We start from the raw sequence: 734 nt of genomic DNA on the forward strand, positions 1-734 counted from the left end.
GGTTCGCCACGGCGCACCCGGCTGGAAGCCGACGATCGGCGCGATCAGATCGTGGCTGCGGCCCGGGATCTATTCGCGCAGAGGCCTTACGAACAGGTATCCACCGGCGAAATCGCCGCAGCGGCGGGTACCACTCGTACGAATGTGTTGTACTACTTCAAATCAAAGCGCGGCCTGTTTTCTGAGATCGTCGAACGCTTCTCCCGGATACCGGAGGACTTCGTGGTGCCGGACGGGCATGACGATGTCGCTGGGCGGGTGCGCGCGATTTTCGAGAAATGGCTCGACGGGATCGAGAGAAACCGTGGCACCTACATCACCATGGTGCGTGCGTCGTCGAGTTCAGACCCCAAAGTCAGTGGGGCTCTCCGCGATAGCATGCGCACCTGGGAGCAGAATCTGCTGCGCATCGTTGGGCTCGATATCGACGAGCCTTCCAACCATGCGATGGTCCGTAGTTTCCAGGCGCTGGTGGCCGACGCAACGATGGCGTGGTTGGAGTCCAAAGAACTCGACAAGTCACAAGTGCTGGAATTGTTGACCAACTGCCTTATCGCAGTGGGGCACAGCGCCTCTGCTGACTGAGGATACGTGCGGCGTGGTCACAAGACGGCGTCATCCATGTCGATACCCAGCGAGCGCATCTTGCGGTAGAGCGTCGAGCGCGCAATGCCGAGCTTGGCGGCGGCTTGGTGTTTGTTGCCGCCGGCGGTCTTGATGGCGTCGACGATGGC

2 protein-coding genes are annotated in these 734 nt (G+C 60.9%); one reads left to right on the forward strand and one right to left on the reverse strand.

What is annotated here, in order from left to right:
- Window positions 1-585, forward strand: a 585-nt coding sequence (locus IMZ11_RS42925; protein ID WP_228649358.1) for a TetR/AcrR family transcriptional regulator, incomplete at its 5' end; no start/stop codon positions are given.
- A gap of 17 nt (window positions 586-602) precedes the next feature.
- Here IMZ11_RS42925 and IMZ11_RS46895 read toward each other — a convergent pair.
- Window positions 603-731 (reverse strand): helix-turn-helix domain-containing protein, encoded by a 129-nt coding sequence (locus IMZ11_RS46895; RefSeq protein ID WP_374463263.1) that lies wholly within the window; start codon window positions 729-731, stop codon window positions 603-605.
- Window positions 732-734: the final 3 nt, after the last annotated feature.

This window comes from Microtetraspora sp. AC03309 (assembly GCF_020826795.1).
GTDB classification, from domain to species: domain Bacteria; phylum Actinomycetota; class Actinomycetes; order Streptosporangiales; family Streptosporangiaceae; genus Microtetraspora; species Microtetraspora glauca.